This is a genomic window from Janibacter melonis, assembly GCF_003721155.3.
In the GTDB taxonomy this organism is placed as follows: Bacteria; Actinomycetota; Actinomycetes; order Actinomycetales; family Dermatophilaceae; genus Marihabitans; species Marihabitans melonis.
The window spans coordinates 869,618-887,647 of sequence record NZ_CP044548.2 but is presented as its reverse complement, the minus strand read 5'-3'; the positions used below and the strand labels follow the sequence as shown (position 1 = coordinate 887,647).

Sequence of the window (18,030 nt, the reverse complement as noted above, 5' to 3'; positions counted from 1 at the left end):
GACGAAGGGGGGAGGGTCAGCTCACGGAGTCGGTGCCGGTGGGGCGGGGCGGGCGCAGGCCTGCGTCGCGCAGCTCGAGCAGGGCGAGGGCTCGCACGACGTCGGGGTCACGGCGGCGCCAGGCGCCGACGGGGTCGGGTGAGATGGCGGCGAGCCGCGGCATCGGCTGGCCGGCCATCGCCCGCAGCGCGAAGAGGTCGAGGTCGGCATCGGAGTCCATGAAGCGCTGGGCCGCCGTCGCGTGCCGCACGAAGCGGTAGCGCAGCGTGCCCCACACGAGCAGGACGAGGACGATCGGGACGACGGCGGTGACGAGCCCGAGCGCGGTGGACAGGCGCTCGACGGCGTCGACGAGGTCGCGTCCCGCGGACTCGATGTCCGTGCCGGCGCCGGCCGCCTCGCGGAAGGGCGTGGCGACCTTGTCGTCGACGAGCGGCAGGTCGTCGACGCCGTTGCCGGCGCTCGTCATCTTCTCGCGGAAGCCCGAGCCGGCGCCCTCGAGCCGTCGTCCGGGCTCGGCGAGACGCATCGTCACGTCGTGCACGGTGCGGCCGGCCCAGACCCAGCCCCACACCCACGCGATCATCAGCAGGTCGGAGACGACCTGGGCGGTGCGGCGGGCCGGCAGGTCGGCGTAGAGCTTCATCGGGGCTCCCGGGGCGGGTGGGGGGCGAAGGGGGACGAGGAGCGTCGGGCCGTGCACGGAGCACCGCGCGCCGTGCATAGAATCCCACCCTGCGGCCACGGCCGCGCCGGCGGACAACGGCGTCCTGCCGGCTTCACCGACGACGAAGGGCTCACATCCCGTGAAGATCGGCATCCCCCGCGAGGTCAAGAACAACGAGTACCGGGTGGGGATCACCCCGGTCGGCGTCCACGAGCTGGTCACGGCAGGGCACGAGGTGCTCGTCGAGTCCGGTGCGGGGCTCGGGTCGGGGCTGCCCGACGAGGACTACGTCGCGCAGGGCGCGACGATCATCGCCGACGCGGACGAGCTCTGGGGCGCCTCCGACATGGTGATGAAGGTCAAGGAGCCCGTCGCCGAGGAGTACCACCGCCTGCGCGAGGGCCTGCTGCTCTTCACCTACCTCCACCTCGCGGCCGACCAGCCGCTCACCGACGAGCTCGTCGCGAAGGGGGTCACCGCCGTCGCCTACGAGACCGTCCAGCTGCGCTCGGGGATGCTGCCCCTGCTCTACCCGATGTCCGAGGTCGCCGGCTGCCTCGCCCCGCAGGTCGGGGCCTCGGCGCTCATGCGCGCCCACGGCGGCCGCGGGGTCCTGCTCGGTGGCGTCGGTGGTGTCGCCAACGCCAAGGTCGTCGTCCTCGGCGCCGGTGTCGCCGGCCAGAACGCCGCGAACATCGCCCTGGGCATGGGCGCCGACGTCACCCTCCTCGACACCGACCTCGACAAGCTGCGGATGAGCTTCTGGCGCTACGACAACCGCGTCCACCAGATCGCCTCCTCGGCGCTCAGCGTGCGCGAGCAGGTGCTCGGGGCCGACCTCGTCATCGGCACGGTGCTCATCCCCGGGGCGAAGGCCCCCAAGCTCGTCACCGACGAGATGGTCAGCCAGATGAAGCCCGGCTCGGTCCTCGTCGACGTCGCGATCGACCAGGGCGGGTGCTTCGAGGGCAGCCGCCCGACGACCCACGCCGACCCCACCTTCGAGGTCCACGACTCGCTGTACTACTGCGTGGCCAACATGCCCGGCGCCGTCCCCTCGACGTCGACCTGGGCGCTGACCAACGCGACCCTGTCCTACGCCGCCGCGCTCGCCGACCACGGCTGGCGCGACGCGATGCGGGCCGACCCGGCGCTCGCGGCCGGCCTCAACACCCACGCAGGTGCCGTGACCTACCAGGGCGTCGCCGACGCCTTCGACATGGCGTGCACCCCCGTCGCGGAGGTCCTCGCCTGACCCAGTCGTCAGCACCGCCCGCGGCCACCGCGATGGCCCGGGCGGTGCGCACCTGGCTGACCCACCTCGACGTCGAGCGCGGGGTCAGCCGCCACACCCTCGCCGCGTACCGCCGCGACGCGCAGCGCTACGTGCGCCATCTCGAGGCGGCGGGCGTCACCGCACCCGACGAGGTGCGCGAGGAGCACGTCGCCTCCTTCCTCGCCGACCTGCGCCGGGGGAGCGAGGAGCACCCGCCGCTCGCGGCGACCTCGGCGGCACGCACCCTCGTGGCCGTGCGCGGGCTGCACCGCTTCCTCGCGCTCGAGGGGCTCGCCGCGGACGACCCCGCCGCCGACGTCGCGCCGCCGCGGCCCCCGTCGCGTCTGCCCAAGGCCATCTCCGTCGCCGAGGTGTCGGCGCTCATCGACGCGACGGGAGCGGGGGACACCTCGTCCTCGCTGCGCGACCGCGCCCTGCTCGAGGTGCTCTACGGCAGCGGCGCGCGGATCTCTGAGGCGGTCGGGCTCGACGTCGACGACGTCGACCTCGACGCCGGGGCGGTCCGGCTCTTCGGCAAGGGCAGCAAGGAGCGCGTCGTGCCGCTCGGCAGCTACGCCACCGAGGCGGTCTCGGCGTGGCTCGTCCGCGGGCGTCCCGAGATGCTGGCGAAGGGGCGCGGCGGCCCCGCCCTCTTCCTCAACCGCCGCGGCACCCGGCTGTCGCGGCAGAGCGCGTGGGCGATCATCAGCGCGACGGCCGGCCGGGCCCGGCTGCGGGGCGAGATCTCGCCGCACACCCTGCGCCACTCCTTCGCCACCCACCTGCTCGACGGCGGCGCCGACGTCCGGGTCGTCCAGGAGCTGCTCGGCCACGCCTCGGTGACGACGACCCAGATCTACACGATGGTCACCGTGCAGCAGCTGCGCGAGGTCTACGCGCAGAGCCACCCCCGCGCCCGGTGAGACGACGCGCCCCCGCGCCGGAGGGGACGGAGCGCCCCGGCGCTCGCCGACCAGGAGACCCACCGGCGCCGCTGGTAGGGTCGCCTCGATCAGCGTGAGGCTGACCGACGTACGGCGATGGAGTGATCAGCACGTGGCACCAGAGGTGACGCCGCCGCTCGAGCTCGAGCACGGCACGGTCCAGGTCGGCCCCACGGGTCGACCTCTCCCCGACTTCCCGGAGCCCGCTCCGCTGACCGCGCACGGCCCGGCGCGCATCATCGCGATGTGCAACCAGAAGGGCGGCGTCGGCAAGACGACGACGACGATCAACCTCGGCGCCGCGCTCGCCGAGCTCGGTCGCAAGGTCCTCCTCGTCGACTTCGACCCCCAGGGCGCGCTCTCCGTGGGTCTCGGCGTGCCGACCCACACCCTCGACGTGACGATCTACAACCTCCTCGTCGAGCGCCGTCACGACATCCGCGAGGTCATCCAGCGCACGAACGTCCAGGGCCTCGACGTCGTCCCGGCGAACATCGACCTCTCCGCGGCCGAGGTGCAGCTCGTCGGCGAGGTCGCCCGCGAGCAGATCCTCGCCCGGGTCCTGCGCCCCGTCCTCGACGACTACGACGTCGTGCTCATCGACTGCCAGCCCAGCCTCGGGCTGCTCACCGTCAACGCCCTCACGGCGGCGCACGGCGTCATCATCCCGCTCGAGACCGAGTACTTCGCGATGCGCGGGGTCGCCCTGCTCGTCGAGACCATCGAGAAGATCCAGGACCGGCTCAACCCGCGCCTGGAGATCGACGGCATCCTCGCGACGATGTACGACGGCCGGACCCTGCACAGCCGCGAGGTCGTCAGCAGCGTCGTCGACCACTTCAGCGAGCGCGTCTTCCACACCGTCATCTCGCGCACCGTGAAGTTCCCCGACGCCACGCTCGCCGCGGAGCCGATCACGACGTACGCGACGGCGCACAACGGCGCCAACGCCTACCGCCAGCTCGCCCGCGAGCTCATCGCCCGCGGTGGGGCTGCCTGAGCCGATGACCGAGCTCCCGGCACTCGACCCGGCGCTGCTCGACCCGCCCGCGGCGGTCCCCGCCGAGACCGAGGCCGTCCCGGGGGGAGTGATCACCCGGCGGGCCGCCTCGCAGGCCTTCACCGTCCACCTCGAGAACTACGAGGGTCCCTTCGACCTCCTCCTCGGGCTCATCAGCAAGCACCAGCTCGACATCACCGAGATCGCGCTGGCCAAGGTCACCGACGAGTTCATGGTGCACCTGCGGGCGATCCGCGAGAGCCAGGCCGAGCTCGACCTCGGCCAGACCTCGGAGTTCCTCCTCGTCGCTGCGACCCTGCTCGACCTCAAGGCCGCCCGGCTGCTGCCGACGAGCCGCGAGGACGACGAGGAGGACCTCGCCCTCATCGAGGCCCGCGACCTGCTCTTCGCCCGGCTGCTGCAGTACCGCGCCTTCAAGGAGGTCGCCGGTCGCTTCGCCGCCGAGCTGAGCCGCAGCGCCCGGATGACGCCCCGTCAGGCCGGGCTGGAGCCCCAGCTCGCCAGCCTGCTGCCCGAGCTCGTCATCACGATCACCCCCGAGCAGCTGGCGATGATCGCCGCCCGTGCGCTCACCCCGCGCGAGGAGCCGACGGTCGGCCTGGCCCACCTCCACGCGCCGACGGTGAGCGTCGTCGAGCAGGCGGGCATCGTCGCCGAGCGGCTGCGAGAGCACGGGTCGGCGTCCTTCCGCACCCTCGTGCGCGACGCCGACTCCACGCTCGTCGTCGTCGCCCGCTTCCTCGCCCTGCTCGAGCTCTTCCGCGAGCAGGCGGTGACCTTCGAGCAGCCCGAGGCCCTCGGCGAGCTCACGGTGCGCTGGGTCGGCGCCCAGGACGGCGACGTGCAGGTGAGCGACGAGTTCGACGAGGCCGACCTCGAGCGGCCCGCCCCCGAGCAGGAGACCCCGGCCGGTGCGGCCGCCGAGGACACCCTGGCCGGCACCACCCCCGAGCAGGACGACGCCGGCCCTCGGCCCGTCGAGGCAGGAGACCCGCGATGAGCACGACCGACGAGATCCCCCCGGACGCACCCGACGAGGGCGGCCAGCTCGCCCTCGACGTCGACGAGCTGCCCGGTGGGGCGAAGGGGGCCGTCGAGGCGGTCCTCATGGTCGTCGAGGAGCCGGTGAGCGAGGTCGCCCTCGCCTCCGCCCTCGAGGTGACCGTCGAGACGGTGCGCGACGCCCTCGCCGAGATCGAGGCAGAGCTCGCCGACGGCACCCGCGGGTGGACGATCCGCTCCGTCGCCGGCGGCTGGCGTCTGTACTCGCACCCCGCGTACGCGTCGGTCGTCGAGCGCTTCGTGCTCGACGGGCAGCAGGCCCGTCTCACCCAGGCCTCGCTGGAGACGCTCGCCGTCATCGCCTACCGCCAGCCCATCTCCCGTGCCCGGATCAGCGCGGTGCGCGGGGTGAGCGTCGACGGCGTCGTGCGCACCCTGCTCACCCGTGGGCTCATCACCGAGGTCAGCCACGACGGCGAGTCCGGCTCGACCCTGTACGGCACCACCGACTCATTCCTCGAGCGGATGGGGCTGCAGTCGCTCGACGACCTGCCGCCCATCGCTCCCTACCTGCCGGAGGCAGACATGATCGACGAGCTCGCAGAGCAGGGCCGGGCATGAGCCCCGCCGACGGACAGCGCCGCGGTGGCGGGGGCGGCGGCCGACGTCAGGGCGGCCCCGGGGGCTCCCGACCGGGTGGTCAGGGGGGCTCTCGCCAGGGTGGCGGCCCCCGTGGGCGACCCGACGGCGGCAACCGCGGCACGACCGGGCGCTCGCGCCAGGGCCAGCCGACGATCGCCCCGCAGCCTCGATCTGCACCTGAGGTCGACGTCCACGCGCCCGACGGCGTGCGCCTGCAGAAGCTGCTCGCCGGGGCCGGCGTCGGATCGCGGCGCGCCTGCGAGGAGCTCATCGCAGCGGGCCGGGTGCAGGTGGACGGCCAGGTCGTCACCGAGCTCGGCATCCGCGTCGACCCCTCGAGCCAGACCGTCCACGTCGACGGGGAGCGGGTCCAGCTCGACGAGAGCCGGGTCTACCTCGCCTTCAACAAGCCCCTCGGCGTCGTCACGACGATGTCGGACGACCTCGGCCGTACGTCGGTGGGCGACTACGTCGCGGAGCGCCCCGAGCGCCTCTTCCACGTCGGCCGGCTCGACGCCGACACCGAGGGCCTGCTGCTCCTCACCAACGACGGCGACCTCGCCCACCGCCTGCAGCACCCCCGCTACGGGGTGCTCAAGACCTACGTCGCCCAGGTCTCCGGCCCGGTGCCGCGCGACCTCGGCAAGACGCTGCGCGCCGGCGTCCAGCTCGAGGACGGACCGGTGAAGGTCGACTCCTTCTCCGTCGTCGCCTCGACCCCGGGCAAGGCGGTCGTCGAGATCGTCCTGCACGAGGGCCGCAACCACATCGTGCGCCGGCTCATGGAGGAGGTCGGGCACCCCGTGCTCACCCTCACCCGGGTGCAGGTCGGCCCCGTCGAGCTCGGGCAGACGAAGTCCGGCCGCTGGCGGGCGCTCAGCCGGCGCGAGATCGGCCAGCTGTACAAGGCGGTCGGCTTGTGAGCAGCGGCGCCGAGGCGCTCCCGCAGGTCTGGATCATCGGCACCGGTCTCATCGGCGCGTCGATCGGTCTCGCCCTGCGCCGGGCCGGCGCCGAGCCGGTCCTGCAGGACCAGTCGGTGACGGCGATGACCCTCGCCCGGGATCTCGGCGCGGGCCGGCTCGGGCCGCGCCTGGGCTACGACGACGACGGCCACCCGGAGCCCGACCTCGTCGTCGTCGCGACCCCGCCGGACATCACCCCGACGGTGGTCGCCGACGCCCTGCGCCGCTGGCCGGGGGCGACGGTCACCGACGTCGCCTCCGTCAAGGGGGTCATCCGGCACGACCTCGTGCGTCTGGGCGCACCCCTGGAGCGCTACGTCGGCTCGCACCCGATGGCCGGGCGCGAGCGCAGCGGGGCCATCGCCGCGCGACCCGACCTCTTCGAGGGTCGCGCCTGGGTCGTCTGCGCCGACGAGGGCACCGATCCCGCCGCGGTGAAGCGCGTCGAGCGCGTCGCCCGGGCCGTCGGGTCCGTCGTCAGCCGGCTCACGCCCGACGAGCACGACGCCGCCGTCGCCGCCGTCTCGCACGTGCCCCAGCTCGCCGCGAGCCTCGTAGCCGCACGCCTCGAGCCGCTGAGCGAGCACGCGGTCGGCCTGGCCGGCCAGGGCGTGCGCGACGTCACCCGGATCGCGGCGAGCGACCCCGGGCTGTGGACCCAGATCCTCGCCGGCAACGCCGGCTCCGTGCGGGCCGTGCTCACCAGCCTGCGCGACGAGCTCGACGGCGTCATCGGCGCGCTCGGAGACCTCGAGCACGGCCTCGACGAGGACGCGCCGGGGGCCCGGGCCGTCCTCGCCCGCGCCATCGCCGACGGCAACGCCGGGCACTCCCGGATCCCGGGCAAGCACGGCGCCGCGCCCACGGCCTACACGATCGTCAGCGTCGTCGTCGACGACCGGCCCGGCGAGCTCGCCCGGCTCTTCGCCGACATCGGCGAGGCCGGCATCAACCTCGAGGACCTGCGCCTCGACCACGGCCTGGGCCTGCCCTTCGGCGTCGCGGAGGTCTCCGTCGTGCCGGCCGCCGCCGGCCCGCTCGAGGACGCCCTGCTGGCCCGGGGCTGGCAGCTGCACTCCTGAGCCCCGCCTAGGATCGACACCCATGAGCGCCCCCTTCGTCGTCGCCGTCGACGGTCCCTCCGGGTCCGGCAAGTCCAGCGTCTCCCGGGCCGTCGCCGCCCACCTCGGGGGCGGCTACCTCGACACCGGGGCGATGTACCGCGCCCTCACGTGGTGGTGCCTCGAGTCCGGGGTCGACCTCACCGACCTCGACGCCGTCGCCGCGGCCGCACGGGACCTGCCGCTCGCGATGAGCGCCGACCCGGCCGAGCCCGGGGTCCTCGTCGGCGACGAGGACGTCACCGAGGCGATCCGTACCTCGCAGATCAGCGCGCAGGTCTCTGCCGTCGCCACCAACCCCGGGGTCCGCGTCGCCCTCCAGGAGCAGCAGCGCGATCTCATCACCGTCATCGGCGACGAGCAGGGCAGCGTCGTCGCCGAGGGGCGTGACGTGACGACCGTCGTCGCCCCCGACGCCGACGTGCGTCTGCTCCTCACCGCGAGCGAGGAGGCCCGACTGCGCCGGCGCACCGTCGAGCTGCACGGCGGCGCCGACGAGCAGACGCTGGAGGCGACCCGCGACGAGGTCGTGCGTCGTGACCGCGACGACTCGACGGTCTCGCAGTTCCTCGTCGCCGCCGACGGGGTGCTCACGCTCGACACCTCCGAGATGACCTTCGAGGAGAGCGTGGCGGCCGCCATCGCCGCCGTCGACGCGGTGCGTCCCGCGGGCTGACCGGGCACCGACGCGCCCGAGGGGACCGCCGAGGTCCGCGGGGCTGCGACAATGGGGGTGGACACGCGCCGACCCGGCCGGTCCGCCCCCTTCGCCTCGACCCGCCAGGAGAGACCCGTGGACAGCCAGAGCCCGAAGCCCGCCGACCTCGGCGCCGCCGACGACGAGGGCGTCGAGCGCGTGCTGCGTGCGGGGCTCGAGGACTTCGAGCTCACGCCCGAGGACCAGGCGCTCGTCGACGGCTTCCAGGAGCAGCCCGACGAGCTCTACGAGGGCGAGCTGCCCGTCGTCGCGATCGTCGGCCGCCCGAACGTCGGCAAGTCGACCCTCGTCAACCGCATCCTGCGCCGCCGCGAGGCCGTCGTCGAGGACGTGCCCGGCGTCACCCGCGACCGGGTCGCCTACGAGGGCGAGTGGTCCGGGCGCCGCTTCACGATGATCGACACCGGCGGCTGGGAGGCCACCGCCACGGGCATCCACCTCAAGGTCGCCGAGCAGGCCGAGGTCGCCATCGACATGGCCGACGTCGTCCTCTTCGTCGTCGACGCGACCGTCGGCGCGACCGACGACGACGAGGCCGTCGTGCGCCTGCTGCGCCGCGCCGGCAAGCCCGTCGTCCTCGTCGCCAACAAGGTCGACGACATGCGCATGGAGGGCGAGGCGGCCGCGCTGTGGAACCTCGGCCTCGGTCAGCCCTGGCCCGTCTCCGCCCTGCACGGCCGCGGCAGCGGTGACGCCCTCGACGCCGTCCTCGAGGTGCTCCCGGACCGCTCGATGGTCGCCGAGCCGATGCCGGTCGGCGGTCCCCGGCGCGTCGCCCTCGTCGGCCGCCCGAACGTCGGCAAGTCCTCGCTGCTCAACAAGCTCGCCGGCGAGGAGCGCGTCGTCGTCGACAACGTCGCGGGCACGACCCGCGACCCGGTCGACGAGCTCGTCGAGCTCGGCGGGCGCACCTGGCGCTTCGTCGACACGGCCGGCATCCGGCGCCGCGTCCACCAGACGAAGGGCGCCGACTTCTACGCCTCGCTGCGCACGCAGACCGCGCTCGAGAAGGCCGAGGTCGCCGTCGTGCTCATCGACGCCGAGGAGGCCATCGCCGAGCAGGACCTGCGCGTCATCAGCCAGGTCGTCGAGACCGGTCGTGCCCTCGTCATCGCCTACAACAAGTGGGACCTGCTCGACGAGGAGCGTCGCTACTACCTCGAGCGCGAGATCGAGCGCGAGCTCGTCCAGGTGCAGTGGGCGCCGCGCGTCAACCTCTCGGCGCGCACCGGCCGCCACGTCGACAAGCTCGTGCCGGCCCTCGACGTCGCGCTGACGTCGTGGGACACCCGCGTGCCGACCGGTCGGCTCAACGCCGTCATGGGCGAGATCGTCTCCGGGCACCCGCACCCGGTGCGCGGGGGCAAGCAGCCCCGCATCCTCTTCGCGACGCAGGCCTCGACCCGTCCGCCGCGCTTCGTCGTCTTCGCGTCCGGCTTCATCGAGGCCGGGTACCGCCGCTTCCTCGAGCGCCGGCTGCGCGAGGAGTTCGGCTTCGAGGGCACGCCCGTCGAGATCTCCGTGCGGGTGCGCGAGCGTCGTCGTCGCGAGCGCTGAGCCGGTCCGCGGCCCCCGTCGTCACGGGCGAAGGGGGCCGGCCCGCGGCCCGACCCGGGCCGATTACGAAGACGCGGGACGGCTGAGTTAGAGTGACTTCGCTCCGGCGACGGGGCGGCTTCACAGCACACCGGGATGTGGCGCAGCTTGGTAGCGCACTTGACTGGGGGTCAAGGGGTCGCAGGTTCAAATCCTGTCATCCCGACGGCGTGCAGAGCACGAGACGAGGCCCGGTGGACCACATGGTCCACCGGGCCTCGTCGTGTCCCCGGGCGCGATCTCAGGACGTCCGCGGCGGCGCGAGGGCGCCGATGAGCCCGACCCCGGCGGCCACGAGGACGGCGGTGCGCAGCCCCGTGCCCGAGGCGAGCGCGCCGAGGGCGAGCGAGCCGGCTGCCTGGCCGAGCGCGAGCACGAGGAAGGCGATGCCGACGCCCGCGGACGGCTCGTCGGAGTACACCCGAGTGCCGCCCAGGAGGAGCAGGCCGGACATCGCGATGTAGGAGCCCCCGAAGACGGCGGCGGCGGGGTGGGTGAGTGCGGGCGTGCCGGGGGCGAGCGCGAGGACGGCGGTGGCGCCCGCCAGCGCGACCGTCGTCGTGGTCCACGCCCTCGCCGGGCCCAGCCGGGCCTCGAGGTCGCCGGCGGCCGCGCCGAGCACCCCGAGGGCGCCGAGCAGCACCCAGGCGAGACGGGCGGTCGTCGGGCCCGTGCCGCCCTCAGTCACGAGGAGGTCGAGCCCGAAGGTCCACACCGCCGCGCTCGCCAGGCCCATGACGGCAGCGCCGAGGAGCAGTCGTCCGGCCCCGACCGGCAGGAGCGGGCGGGGGAGGAGGGAGGGCACCGACGCGCCGTCGTCGCGCGCCGGCGGGACGACCCGGGCCGCCCAGAAGGTCGTCGCCGCGGCGAGGAGGGCGAAGATCGCCCACGCAGCCCGCCAGCTGTCCTGCGCGACGAGCGCGACGGGGCCGGCCACGGCGACACCCAGCCCCGTACCGGCGTTGACGACCGCCTGCGTGCGATCGCGCCGCGCCGCGCGGACGGTGCGGGCGACGGCGTGGGCCAGCGGGGGAGAGGCGACGCCCGTGCTCGCGCCGGCGAGCAGCACCCCGGCGCCGAGGACCGCCGAGGTCGGGGCCAGCGCGACAAGTGCCGTCCCAGCCGTGGCGACCGTCCCGGCGGCCACGGCCACCCTGCGGGCACCGAGGCGCGGGGTGAGCACCGTCGCGGCGACCACGGCGAGGCAGTACGCGACGTAGGAGCCGGACGCGACGGCTCCGGTGGCCGTGGGTCCGAGGTCGAAGTCCTCGCGGAAGGCCGGCACGAAGAGCCCGTAGGCGAAGCGGGCCAACCCGTAGCAGACCCCGACGAGGCACATCCCCACCGCCGCGAGCCGGATCGCCGACGGGGCATCGGGCGCGGTGCGGTGCGCCTCGTCGGTGGGTGACTTCACAGATCGGTGAACCATTGCCCCGACGCTACACCGGTCTGTGAGATGGTGGGGCGGAGGAGAGGACGGTCGGACGGCCGTCGAGCGACGACGAAGGGGGAACGATGTCACCCACGACGAGCCCGGGCGTCGACCTCACACCGGGCGCACGCCGGATCCTCGAGACCGCCTCAGAGCTCTTCTACCGGCGCGGGATCCACGCCGTCGGGGTCGACACGATCGCCGCGGAGTCCGGCGTCACCAAGCGCACCCTCTACGACCGCTTCGGGTCCAAGGACGCGCTCGTCGTCGCCTACCTCCGGGGTCGCCACGAGCAGTGGTGGGGGCGCCTGCAGGAGCGGCTGGTCGATGCCGACGCCCCCCGGGTGCTCGCCGTCGTCGAGGCCTACGCGCACGACCCGCTCCCGGTCGACCGTGGCTGCGGGTTCCTCAACGCCGCGGCCGAGCTGCCCACGGACCACGCCGGTCTGGACGTCGTGCGCGAGCACAAGCGGGCCGTGCGCGACCTCCTCGAGCAGCTGCTGCGCGAGGACGGTCTCGGCGGGGACGACCCGGCCGGCCTGGCCGAGCACGTCTTCCTCCTGCTCGAAGGGGGAGTGGCCCACCGCGGGGTGGACCCGCGGGTGCAGGAGCGGGCCGGCGAGCTCGTCCGCGCACTCGTCGAGCCCGCCGGCTGAGCACACGGGCTGGACTGACCGGCGGAGTCTGCTGGTGAGCCCGGTGGCCCCCGCGTCCCTGGCGTCGGCGCACCGGCTGCGAGGATCGCCCGATGACCGCCGCCGTGCTCGCTGCGATGTGCGCCGCCGTGATCGCCGGCGCCGCGCTGCAACGGATCTCGGGCATGGGCCTGGGGCTCGTGGTCGCCCCGAGCCTGACCCTGCTCGTCGGGCCGGCGGTCGGGGTCACCCTGAGCAACGTCGTCGCCGTCGTCACCGCGGTGCTCGTCCTCGTCGCGATGCGTGGTGACGTCGACTGGCGGCGATGGGGTCGGCTGGCCCCGCTCGTCGTCGTCGGGTCGTGCGTCGGGGCAGCCGCCGTCGGTGCCTTCCGCGAGGCCTGGCTCGACGTCGTCGTCGGCTCGAGCGTGCTGCTCGCGATGGCCGCCAGCGCGGTGCTCGCACGGCGACGTCGTCTCGACGGGCCCGGGGCGGGCGTGGCGGCCGGGCTGGCCGCCGGCTTCATGAACACGACCTCCGGTGTCGCCGCCCCGGCGATGACCGCCTACGCGCTCGCGACGAGGTGGGAGCAGCGATCCTTCGCCGCGACCCTCCAGCCGGTCTACCTCGCCGCCAACGCGACCTCCCTCCTCGTCAAGGCGAGCTCCGGCGCGGTTCCGCTGGGCGCCCTGCCCTCCGTCTGGGTGTGCGGGCTCGTCGTGGCCGCGGCACCGGTCGGGGTGGTCCTCGGCCGGGTGCTCGCCGCACGGGTCCCCGCCACGGCGGCCCGACGGCTGGCCGTCGGGGTCGCCGCAGCGGGAGGGGCGCTCGCCTGCCTGAGAGGCCTGCTCGCCCTGTGACCCCCCTCGGGCCTAGATCGTGATCCCGAGGAACCAGGTGAAGAGGGTGTAGGTGAAGCCCGTGACGAGGACGATCGCGATGAGGTTGAGCCAGAGCCCGCCCTTGATCATCGACCCGATCGTCACGTAGCCGCTGCCGTAGGCCACGGCGTTGGGCGGTGTCGCCACCGGCAGCATGAAGGCGCAGGTGGCCGACAGCGCGACCGGCACGGCGAGCAGCATCGGGTCCAGGCCGGTGCCCAGGGCGATGCCACCCGCCACCGGGAGGAAGGTGGCGGCCGTCGCCGTGTTGCTCGTGATCTCGGTGAGGAAGAGGATCGCGGTGGTCACCAGGGCGACGAGGAGCAGCGTCGGGATCCACCCGAGACCGCCGGCCTGCTGGCCGATCCACTCCGTCAGGCCGCTGGAGCTGAACTGCCCGGAGAGCGCCAGGCCCCCGCCGAAGAGCAGCAGGACGCCCCAGGGCAGCTCGAGCGCGCTCTCCCAGTCGAGCAGCCGGACCCCGGGCTCGGCCCCGGCCGGCAGGACGAAGAGCAGCAGCCCGACGACCATGGCGATGCCGGCGTCGCTGATCGGTGCGGACTCGGCGCCGAGCCAGTCGGAGACGAGCGGCACGAAGACCCAGGACAGGGCGGCGAGGACGAAGATCACGGTCACCCGGATCTCGCCGCGTGACATCGGCCCGAGGGCCTCGAGCTCGTCCCGGATGAGCTCTCGACCGCCCGGGATGTCGTCGATCTCGGGACGGAAGAAGACCTTCGTCAGCAGCACCCAGGTGATGGTGAGGAAGATGACCGCGAGCGGGAGCCCCGCGAGCATCCACTGGCCGAAGCCGATGGAGATGTCGTGGGCGTCCTCGAGGTAGCCGACGAGCAGGGTGTTCGGCGGGGTGCCGATGATCGTCGCGAGCGACCCGATGGACGCTGCGTAGGCGATGCCGAGCACGAGCGCGGTCCCGAAGGGGCTGCTGCGCACCGCCGCGCCGTCCTCGCCCGGGTCCTCGACGTCGTCGGAGAGCGTGGCGACGAGGGCGAGCACGGAGACGCCGATGGGCAGCATCATCACCGCGGTCGCGGTGTTCGACACCCACATCGACAGGAAGCCGGTGGCGATCATGAAGCCGGCGACGACCATCGCAGGTCGGGTGCCCATGAGCGACACCGTGCGCAGCGCGATGCGACGGTGGAGGTTCCAGCGCTGCATCGCCAGCGCGAGCAGGAAGCCGCCCATGAAGAGGAAGATGATGTTGTTGCCGTACGACGCCCCGACGTCGTCGACCGAGACGTCGCTCCCGAGCGTGGGGAAGACGACGAGGGGCAGCAGGGCCGTCGCCGGGATGGGGATGGCCTCGGTCATCCACCACACGCCCATGACGACGGCGACCGCGGCCGTGAGACGCGCCGGGTGGCCCGCGTCCCCGGGGATCGCCAGGTAGACGAGCAGCCCGAGCGCGACACCGGCACCCAGACCCACCCACTGCCGACGCCGGCGGCCCTGTGGCACCCCTTCGGCTCTCTCGCCCGCCGATCTCTGCTCGATCTCGGCGCTCCGGTCGTGGGTCGTCACCGGTCCGCCGTGCCCGGCCTCGTCGCTCGGGTGCGTCATCGGGGGCCTCCTCAGCGCGGCGTGGCGGCGCGCACGGTCGGGGGACCGGCGCTCTCGTCGGTGCTCAGGGCGTCGATCTCGGCGACGAGCCGCTCGAGCTCTGCGGGCTCGACCTCGACCTGCGCCTCGTCGAGGCCCTCGCGCAGCTTGTCGGCGATCTTGGTCTCGCCGGCGCTGTAGTCCCAGGAGGTCGCGGTGTCCACGGCGTTCTGGGCGGCCTCGCGTGCGGCGTCGAGCTCTTCCGCGCTGTACTCGCTCACGTCTGTCTCCTTCGGGTCGGGTGCCCCGGTGGCCCCGGGGCTGCCGACCTTACGGTCGTGCGGCGGCGCAGCGGGGCGTCAGGGGGGACCCCGGAGCCCGTGCTCAGCGGTCGAGCTCGAGGCGGTACCCCATCCCGGCCTCGGTGATCAGGTGGCGCGGGTGCGCCGGGTCGGGCTCGAGCTTCTTGCGCAGCTGCGAGACGTACAGGCGCAGGTACCCGGTGTCGGCGACGTGCTCGCTGCCCCAGATGCTCGTCAGCAGGGTCTGCCGGGTGACGAGGCGGCCGGGGTTGCGCACGAGGATCTCGAGGACCTGCCACTCGGTGGGGGTGAGGCGGACGTGCTGACGGCCGCCCTCCCCTTCGCGCACGACGCTGCGGGCCGCGAGGTCGACCGTCACCTCGCCGAGGCGCACCGCCGGGGTCTCGGCGGCCTGGGGGACGCGCCGGGTGAGGGCGCGCACCCGGGCGAGCAGCTCGTCGACGGCGAAGGGCTTGGTGACGTAGTCGTCGGCGCCCGCGTCGAGCGCCTCGACCTTGTCGGCCGAGCCGGCCCGGCCGGAGACGACGAGGATCGGGGCCTGCGACCAGCCCCGGATGGCGTGGATGACCTCGACGCCGTCGAGCCGGGGCATCCCGAGGTCGAGCAGGACGAGATCGGGCTGCTGGTCGACGGCCGCGGCGACCGCCTGGGCGCCGTCGAGCGCGGTGACGACGTCGTACCCCTTCGCCGTGAGGGTGATGCGCAGCGCGCGCAGGATCTGCGGGTCGTCGTCGGCGACGAGGATCTTCACCGGGCCTCCTGCGAGGGGTCGTGGACGGGGAGGGAGACGACCATGGTGAGGCCTCCGCCGGGCGTGTCCTCCGGCGTGAGCCGGCCGTGCATGCCCTCGACGAAGCCGCGCGAGAGCGCCAGACCGAGCCCGAGACCCGTCGTGTTGTCGGTGTCGCCGAGCCGTTGGAAGGGAAGGAAGACCTCGTCGCGCCGGTCCTGCGCGATGCCCGGGCCACGGTCGGCGACGCGGATCTCCAGCCGCCCGCCGAAGGTGCTCGTCGACACGAGCACGGGCTCGTCCGGCGGTGAGTGCCGCACCGCGTTGGTGAGGAGGTTGACGACGACCCGCTGGAGGAGCACCGGGTCGGCGAGCACCTCGACCTCGTCGTGGGCGAGCGCGAGGCGCACCTGCGCGGGGCCGAGACCGAGCTCGTCGAGCGCCGGCGCGATCGCCTCGGCCGGGTCGGTGGGCGTCGTCGCGATGGTGAGCACGCCCGAGCTGAGCCGGCTGACGTCGAGCAGGTCGGACATGAGCGCCGACAGCGCGGCCAGGCTCTCCTCGGCGGTGTCGAGCAGCTCGCGGCGGTCCTCCTCGCGCAGGTCCGGCCCCGCCGCCCGCACCCCGCCGACCGCGGCGGTGGCCGCCGCGAGCGGGCGGCGCAGGTCGTGGCTCAGGGCCGACAGCAGGGCGCCGCGGACCCGGTCCGAGGCGGCGATGGGTTCGATCTCGCGGGCGGTCTCGGTGAGGCGCTGGTGCTCGAGGGCCGCGGTGAGCTGGGCGGCGACGACGCCGAGCAGGCGGCGCTCGCTCGCGGCCACCTCGCCGGTGAGCTCGAGGGTCGTGCCCGGCGCGAGGTCGAGGGTGCTCACGGGTGCGGTGCCGGCGAGGTCGACCTCTCCGGCGCTCGCGAGCACCTCCTCGCCCGCGAGGACCCGGGCCCCGCGCAGGTGGAGCGCCTCGCGGGTCTGGTCGACGAGGGCCTGGACCGCGTCGTCGCCGCGCACGACGCTGCCGGCGACGGTCTGGACGAGCTCGGACTCCGCCGCCGCCCGTCGCGCCGTGCGCGAGCGTCGGGCGGCGCGGTCGACGACGACGCTCACGAGCGCCGCGATGGTCACGTAGAGGAGCAGCGCGAGGAGGTGCAGCGGGTCGGCGATCGTCACCGTGTAGAGCGGGTCGATGAAGAAGAAGTCGAGCGTGACCGCCGAGAGCACCGCGGCGAAGAGCGCGGGCCACAGCCCGCCGACGAGCGCGACGACGACGACGAGCAGCTGGTAGCTGAGGACGTCGCTCGTGATCGACTCCGGGCTGCGCAGCGCGACGAGCAGCCAGGTGAGCAGCGGGCCGCCCAGGAGCGCGAGGAGCATCCCGAGGGCCCGGCGGCGCAGGCTGAGCGCGCCCCCGACCGGCGGCAGCGCGAAGCGACCACCTGCCGCCGAGTGCGTGACGATGTGGACGTCGATGTCGCCGGACTCGCGCACCACCGTCGCGCCGATGCCCGGGCCGGTGAGCGCAGCGGCGAGCCGGCCCCGGCGGCTCACCCCGATGACGAGCTGGGTGGCGTCGACCGACCGGGCGAAGTCGACGAGCGCAGCGGGCACGTCGTCGCCCACGACCTGGTGATAGCTGCCGCCGAGCTGCTCGACGAGAGCCCGCTGCTGCACGAGCGCCGCGGGGTCCGGGGCCCGCAGCCCGTCCTGGGCCGTGACGTGGACCGCGTGCAGCCCCCCGCCGGACGACCGTGCGGCGATCCGTGCCCCGCGGCGCAGGAGCGTCTCGCCCTCCGGCCCTCCGGTGAGCGCGACGACGACGCGCTCGCGGGCCTGCCAGGTCGCGTCGATGTCGTGCTCGTCGCGGTAGCGGCGCAGCGCCTCGTCGACCTCGTCGGCCAGCCACAGCAGGGCGAGCTCGCGCAGCGCGATGAGGTTGCCGAGCCGGAAGTAGTTCGACAGCGCGGCGTCGACCCGCTCGGCCGGGTAGACGACCCCGCCGAGGAGCCGGTCGCGCAGCGCCTGCGGGGCGAGGTCGACGACCTCGACCTGGTCGGCCCGGCGCAGGAAGGCGTCGGGCGTCGTCTCGGACTGCGGCACGCCGGTGATCTGCTCGACGACGTCGTGGAGCGACTCGATGTGCTGGATGTTCACCGTCGTGATGACGTCGACCCCGGCGTCGAGCAGGGCGTCGACGTCCTGCCAGCGCTTCGCGTGGGGCGAGCCCGGGGCGTTCGTGTGCGCGAGCTCGTCGACGAGGGCGACCTGGGGGGCGCGGGCGAGCACCGCCTCGAGATCCATCTCGGCGAGCTCGAGCCCCCGGTGGGTGACGAGGGTGCGCGGCACGACCTCGAGGCCCTCGACCATCGCGGCGGTCGCCGCGCGTCCGTGCGTCTCGACGAGCCCGACGACGACGTCGCGCCCGTCGGCGCGCAGCCGGCGCCCCTCCTCGAGCATCGTGCACGTCTTGCCGACGCCGGGGGCGGCGCCGAGCAGCACCCGCAGCCGTCCCCGGGTCATC

The 18,030-nt window shown here is 74.2% G+C and carries 17 protein-coding genes and 1 tRNA gene; 12 read left to right on the top strand and 6 right to left on the bottom strand.

Translation table 11 applies throughout. The features are described 5' to 3' along the window. Positions 1–16: 16 nt before the first annotated feature. Positions 17–724, bottom strand: a complete 708-nt coding sequence (locus EEW87_RS04230; RefSeq protein ID WP_225988177.1) for a hypothetical protein — start codon at positions 722–724, stop codon at positions 17–19. An 82-nt stretch (positions 725–806) separates the two neighbouring features. On the opposite strand from EEW87_RS04230, the gene ald reads away from it, so the two are divergent. The 10 genes from ald (at position 807) to EEW87_RS04180 (ending at position 10,118) form a co-directional block, all read left to right on the top strand. After that, positions 807–1,922: an alanine dehydrogenase gene (gene ald, locus EEW87_RS04225; protein ID WP_123091819.1), complete on the top strand. Its 1,116-nt coding sequence runs from the start codon at positions 807–809 to the stop codon at positions 1,920–1,922. 32 nt (positions 1,923–1,954) lie between these two features. Next, positions 1,955–2,866 carry a site-specific tyrosine recombinase XerD gene (gene xerD / locus EEW87_RS04220; protein ID WP_123091818.1) on the top strand — a complete coding sequence of 304 codons (912 nt, stop codon included), beginning with the start codon at positions 1,955–1,957 and terminating at the stop codon, positions 2,864–2,866. A 145-nt stretch (positions 2,867–3,011) separates the two neighbouring features. Beyond that, complete coding sequence (locus EEW87_RS04215; RefSeq protein ID WP_232311864.1) at positions 3,012–3,887, top strand: ParA family protein; 876 nt, start codon at positions 3,012–3,014, stop codon at positions 3,885–3,887. 4 nt (positions 3,888–3,891) lie between these two features. Beyond that, entirely contained in the window at positions 3,892–4,908 is a 1,017-nt protein-coding gene (locus tag EEW87_RS04210; protein WP_123091986.1) for a segregation and condensation protein A, read from the top strand. Next, on the top strand, positions 4,905–5,531 hold the full coding sequence (gene scpB, locus EEW87_RS04205; protein WP_068275644.1) for an SMC-Scp complex subunit ScpB: 627 nt from the start codon (positions 4,905–4,907) through the stop codon (positions 5,529–5,531). Before EEW87_RS04210 ends, scpB begins: the two co-directional genes overlap by 4 nt. Next, positions 5,528–6,475 carry a pseudouridine synthase gene (locus EEW87_RS04200; protein WP_123091817.1) on the top strand — a complete coding sequence of 316 codons (948 nt, stop codon included), beginning with the start codon at positions 5,528–5,530 and terminating at the stop codon, positions 6,473–6,475. The genes scpB and EEW87_RS04200 overlap by 4 nt, the downstream gene beginning before the upstream one ends. Beyond that, complete coding sequence (locus EEW87_RS04195; RefSeq protein WP_123091816.1) at positions 6,472–7,599, top strand: prephenate dehydrogenase; 1,128 nt, start codon at positions 6,472–6,474, stop codon at positions 7,597–7,599. The genes EEW87_RS04200 and EEW87_RS04195 overlap by 4 nt, the downstream gene beginning before the upstream one ends. A 22-nt stretch (positions 7,600–7,621) precedes the next feature. After that, the gene (gene cmk / locus EEW87_RS16935; RefSeq protein ID WP_123091815.1) at positions 7,622–8,314 is read left to right on the top strand and encodes a (d)CMP kinase; all 693 of its coding nucleotides are present in this window, start codon (positions 7,622–7,624) and stop codon (positions 8,312–8,314) included. 51 nt (positions 8,315–8,365) lie between these two features. Beyond that, positions 8,366–9,913, top strand: coding sequence for a ribosome biogenesis GTPase Der (gene der, locus EEW87_RS16930; protein WP_123091814.1), 1,548 nt, complete (start codon positions 8,366–8,368; stop codon positions 9,911–9,913). A gap of 131 nt (positions 9,914–10,044) precedes the next feature. Then, a tRNA-Pro gene (locus EEW87_RS04180) sits at positions 10,045–10,118 on the top strand. 75 nt (positions 10,119–10,193) lie between these two features. Here EEW87_RS04180 and EEW87_RS04175 read toward each other — a convergent pair. Then, positions 10,194–11,366, bottom strand: a complete 1,173-nt coding sequence (locus EEW87_RS04175) for an MFS transporter (protein WP_205473767.1) — start codon at positions 11,364–11,366, stop codon at positions 10,194–10,196. Positions 11,367–11,467: 101 nt separating this feature from the next. Here EEW87_RS04175 and EEW87_RS04170 point away from each other — a divergent pair, with 101 nt between their 5' ends. Both EEW87_RS04170 and EEW87_RS04165 read left to right on the top strand, forming a co-directional pair. Continuing rightward, positions 11,468–12,040, top strand: a complete 573-nt coding sequence (locus EEW87_RS04170; protein ID WP_123091812.1) for a TetR/AcrR family transcriptional regulator — start codon at positions 11,468–11,470, stop codon at positions 12,038–12,040. 92 nt (positions 12,041–12,132) lie between these two features. Next, positions 12,133–12,879, top strand: coding sequence for a sulfite exporter TauE/SafE family protein (locus EEW87_RS04165; RefSeq protein ID WP_123091811.1), 747 nt, complete (start codon positions 12,133–12,135; stop codon positions 12,877–12,879). A 12-nt stretch (positions 12,880–12,891) separates the two neighbouring features. Here the strand turns inward: EEW87_RS04165 and EEW87_RS04160 are convergent, their stop codons facing one another. From EEW87_RS04160 to EEW87_RS04145, 4 genes are all read right to left on the bottom strand, one after another. Beyond that, entirely contained in the window at positions 12,892–14,484 is a 1,593-nt protein-coding gene (locus tag EEW87_RS04160; protein WP_123091810.1) for an SLC13 family permease, read from the bottom strand. An 11-nt stretch (positions 14,485–14,495) separates the two neighbouring features. Continuing rightward, entirely contained in the window at positions 14,496–14,744 is a 249-nt protein-coding gene (locus tag EEW87_RS04155) for a DUF3775 domain-containing protein (RefSeq protein ID WP_123091809.1), read from the bottom strand. Positions 14,745–14,847: 103 nt separating this feature from the next. Further along, a complete protein-coding gene (locus EEW87_RS04150; protein ID WP_123091808.1) occupies positions 14,848–15,537 on the bottom strand; it encodes a response regulator in 690 nt (229 codons plus the stop codon). Further along, on the bottom strand, positions 15,534–18,029 hold the full coding sequence (locus tag EEW87_RS04145; RefSeq protein ID WP_123091807.1) for a sensor histidine kinase: 2,496 nt from the start codon (positions 18,027–18,029) through the stop codon (positions 15,534–15,536). Before EEW87_RS04145 ends, EEW87_RS04150 begins: the two co-directional genes overlap by 4 nt. Between the last annotated feature and the right edge of the window lies 1 nt (position 18,030).

What these genes read in the sequence shown, in the direction of transcription:
- der (WP_123091814.1), top strand. Translation starts at nt 8,366, where the DNA reads ATGGGGGTGGACACGCGCCGACCCGGCCGGTCCGCCCCCTTCGCCTCG.
- EEW87_RS04165 (WP_123091811.1), top strand. Translation starts at nt 12,133, where the DNA reads ATGACCGCCGCCGTGCTCGCTGCGATGTGCGCCGCCGTGATCGCCGGC.
- EEW87_RS04200 (WP_123091817.1), top strand. Translation starts at nt 5,528, where the DNA reads ATGAGCCCCGCCGACGGACAGCGCCGCGGTGGCGGGGGCGGCGGCCGA.
- EEW87_RS04145 (WP_123091807.1), bottom strand. Translation starts at nt 18,029, where the DNA reads ATGACCCGGGGACGGCTGCGGGTGCTGCTCGGCGCCGCCCCCGGCGTC.
- scpB (WP_068275644.1), top strand. Translation starts at nt 4,905, where the DNA reads ATGAGCACGACCGACGAGATCCCCCCGGACGCACCCGACGAGGGCGGC.
- cmk (WP_123091815.1), top strand. Translation starts at nt 7,622, where the DNA reads ATGAGCGCCCCCTTCGTCGTCGCCGTCGACGGTCCCTCCGGGTCCGGC.
- EEW87_RS04160 (WP_123091810.1), bottom strand. Translation starts at nt 14,484, where the DNA reads ATGACGCACCCGAGCGACGAGGCCGGGCACGGCGGACCGGTGACGACC.
- xerD (WP_123091818.1), top strand. Translation starts at nt 1,955, where the DNA reads ATGGCCCGGGCGGTGCGCACCTGGCTGACCCACCTCGACGTCGAGCGC.
- EEW87_RS04230 (WP_225988177.1), bottom strand. Translation starts at nt 724, where the DNA reads ATGCACGGCGCGCGGTGCTCCGTGCACGGCCCGACGCTCCTCGTCCCC.
- EEW87_RS04210 (WP_123091986.1), top strand. Translation starts at nt 3,892, where the DNA reads ATGACCGAGCTCCCGGCACTCGACCCGGCGCTGCTCGACCCGCCCGCG.
- EEW87_RS04170 (WP_123091812.1), top strand. Translation starts at nt 11,468, where the DNA reads ATGTCACCCACGACGAGCCCGGGCGTCGACCTCACACCGGGCGCACGC.